Source organism: Bacillus sp. AFS059628 (assembly GCF_002571225.1).
Classification (GTDB): domain Bacteria; phylum Bacillota; class Bacilli; order Bacillales; family Bacillaceae_G; genus Bacillus_A.
In genome coordinates, this window is record NZ_NVEC01000146.1 from 1 (window position 1) to 2,917 (window position 2,917).

Annotated in this window: 1 protein-coding gene and 1 pseudogene; one reads left to right on the forward strand and one right to left on the reverse strand. The window is 34.6% G+C overall.

Annotated features, from left to right (window positions below; genetic code table 11):
• Positions 1 to 76: 76 nt before the first annotated feature.
• Positions 77 to 256: pseudogene (locus COL05_RS32425) on the reverse strand (hypothetical protein); the annotation flags it as partial.
• A 1,148-nt stretch (positions 257 to 1,404) separates the two neighbouring features.
• Here COL05_RS32425 and COL05_RS30475 point away from each other — a divergent pair.
• Positions 1,405 to 2,850: a L,D-transpeptidase family protein gene (locus COL05_RS30475; RefSeq protein WP_098671321.1), complete on the forward strand. Its 1,446-nt coding sequence runs from the start codon at positions 1,405 to 1,407 to the stop codon at positions 2,848 to 2,850.
• Positions 2,851 to 2,917: the final 67 nt, after the last annotated feature.

A 2,917-nucleotide genomic window follows, 5' to 3' on the forward strand; every position in this document is an offset into this window, starting at 1 on the left:
GTCCGATTGGTTCAACTAATAATCAGTGGGGGATGAAGAAAACCCCCACTGATTAAAGTTTCACTTTATATTTCACTTAAGTGAAATGGTAACCAAACCAAAGGAAAAATAAAATAATTGCGGTGTTAAATAGAGTAAAACATAAACCGATAATGGCTAAAATTTTCTTCTCAGCTCGGCTCCCCAAAGAGATAACTGATAGTATTATTGCTATAACAGCGGAAGCTAATATGCAAGAGGCGAAAGTTGTTTTGTATCAAATTTGGATAAGCACGAATAAGGATAAAATAGAAATTAAGGCGGGGGATAATCGGTACGCTCAATTAGAAGGAAAGTATGCAGCCACTTTGTTTCGGATTGTTACAGGGGAGAAGTTAGGTGAATAAACGTATATAGGGTTATAGGAATTCAGTTCGGATTTTTCATTTTGGGAGATAATTAGTTTTCAATAATTATAGCTATATATTTATATTGGAATAAATATTGAGAATCGGATAAAATGGACTTGATGTGCATGAGGTTTTACGTTTATCCCGCATTAACGGGCAGTAAGACCCCCACCTCAAAATTTAGCGGAAGCAAAGAAGTTAGGTGGGGGTCGGGCTGCCCGTAAAAGCCCGATTGGNNTGATGAAAGTTTCACTTTATATGCGGATTAATGTGTCCATTAATCCGTCAATGAATAATAAACCGAGGAAATATATTGTTTTTAGAAAGATTCGATGTTATGTTTAATTTTCTTAATATAATATTTCGTTTATATAGGAGTGGCTATTTGAAAAAAATAATATTATTGGTTGTATTGACTACATGCTGCCTCACTATTGCAGGATGCTCTAATAATAGGGTTGCAACAAAGGATGAGTCTAAAACTTCAACACCTGTAAAGATTAAACGTATCAATAAAGCGTGGTACAAACATATATAATAGTTTAAAGAATCTTGAAATTGTTGATCATAAAGATTATAAGATGAAATTAGTTAGGCCGATAGTAGAGTTTGTGAAACTTGGTGAAAAGCGGGCTGCATAGTTCGCATTTAAATTAATAAAATATTCACCAAAAGGAGTCTACATGTAGAACCTTTTTTGTGGATATTTTTCATAAATAGGAGGCATTCTATGTTGCTTGTCTTTAACTTAAACCTTCTGAAAATTATTTTACTAAGTTAAATATCATCCTTCAAAATTCGGGGAATGCGGAGGCATGTAATAACTCGATTGGTGTGGTCTTTTTTCACTTTATCTACCATGTTTATATATCTTTCTATTAAAAAATCTAACTTTAATCGATTAAATGGAATAAAACTTTGTTAAAAACAATGAAATTTCAGGAAAAATAAGGTACACTAATCAATGGTTTTGGTTTAAAATCAATTGACGTTTATGTATACGGGGGAAAGATTGATGAACAATAATTCAGTAAATGAATCTGTTGAAGAAGTTGAGAAAAAACGGGTAAGATCAAAAAAACGTTTTACAAACTGGAAGCTAATCGCTGCGGGTGGCGGTGTAATTGCACTACTTATTGGGGGATTGAGTTATTATCAAGCAACTCACTTCAATTCAAATGTTACAATTAACGATACAAATGTTGGTGGTTTGAGCGCTGATCAGGCAATACAGAAATTAAAGACGTCTGGGCTAGCAAATAAAGTCTATATTGATCAACAAGAAATTTTAGATGAACAAGATACAAAAACGGAACTGACGGAAAAAGATTTGCCACAAGTTAAGAAACTATTAAAAAGCCAGTGGACATTTTTCCCTTCTGCAAAGGAAAAAGATTATTCATTGCTACCGAAAGAAGTAGATCAGTATCGTAGTGAAACGATGAAAAAACTTGTAGAAGAAAAGCTTGTTTCTATGAATGAAAAATTAAAAGCACCTCAAGATGCTATGGCGAAGCTTGAACAAGGGAAAGTTGTTATTTCGAAGAGCGTTGATGGAAAACAGTATGACGTAACGAATCTATTAAAAGATTACGATAAACAGAAGCATAAAAGCGAAATTCATCTAAAGTCCGCATACATACAACCTATTAAAGAAGATGATCCAATCATCAAAAAAGAAGAGAAAGCATTACAAAATCTTCTTGCGCAGTCTGTTGATTATAAAGTGCAGGATGAAGTGTATTCATTAAAAGCAAAAGATTTAATTCAAAATGCTACTATGTCAAAGGATATGAAAGTAACAATCGATGCGAGCGACATTAAGAATAAAGTCGCTGAAATTAATAAGGCAAAATCTACATTACATAAAGACTTCGCTTTTAAAACACATTCTGGTTCGGTTATTTCAGTAAAGGGACAAGGATACGGCTGGGCACTAGATGTGGAAAAAGAAACAAAACAAGTTCAACAAGCTTTTGAGAAAGGCGAAAAATCACTTTCTGCTTCTAATATTCACGGGAATGGTTGGGAGAAGGAAGGGATCGGTTATAAAATAACATCGAATAATGGCATCGGAGACACATATGCAGAAGTGTCCATTGCAGATCAACAAATTTGGATTTACAAAGATGGGAAATTAGTTGTCACAACAAATGTAGTAACGGGTAAACATAGCACGAGTGAAGATACATCACCAGGTGTATGGTACGTATTATATAAACGAACTCCATACACGCTGAGAGGAAACGCAGTAGGGAAAGCTGATTATGCAGTGAAAGTAGATTACTGGGTTCCATTCACAAATAGCGGTCAAGGATTCCATGATGCTGGCTGGCGAAAAGACTGGGGAAATAACGCCTATTTAACAGGTGGATCTGGTGGGTGTGTAAACCTTATGCCTAACGTTGCAAAAACTGTATATGATAGTTTGAATACGTATGATCCAGTTATTGTGTACTAGAAAATAGCTGCAGTATTAAGAAAAAACACCTCTTGAGTTTGCATACGAAGTGAAGTGACCCAATGAA

Excerpts from the sequence above, each read along its gene's own strand:
- COL05_RS30475 (WP_098671321.1), top strand. The coding sequence starts at position 1,405 with ATGAACAATAATTCAGTAAATGAATCTGTTGAAGAAGTTGAGAAAAAA.